1 protein-coding gene is annotated in these 227 nt (G+C 38.3%); it reads right to left on the bottom strand.

Features of this window, described 5'->3' with window-relative positions; all coding sequences use genetic code 11:
- Nucleotides 1-35: 35 nt before the first annotated feature.
- Nucleotides 36-227, bottom strand: a 192-nt coding sequence (locus H2O73_RS22040) for a hypothetical protein (RefSeq protein WP_220457804.1), incomplete at its 5' end; no start/stop codon positions are given.

Genomic DNA, 227 nt, shown 5'->3' on the forward strand with positions numbered 1-227 from the left:
CATTTTAGTTGCTTGAAGCCGCTTTAGCCAACGCATTAAACTCGTCTCCCAAGTTCCTTCATTACACCAATAAAGGATTTCCCTAAACCTTCATATTTAGCCTCAACCATGGTGTTAAAGTCGCCACTACTCATATGTGGATTCATATGTGGGTTGATTTCGGGGTTCATTGTATGGGTTGCGAATAAGTTTCTAATTAATTCAGCGTTCTTATATAGAAGAAAGAT

This window comes from Vibrio marinisediminis (assembly GCF_014050145.1).
Classification (GTDB): Bacteria; Pseudomonadota; Gammaproteobacteria; order Enterobacterales; family Vibrionaceae; genus Vibrio; species Vibrio marinisediminis.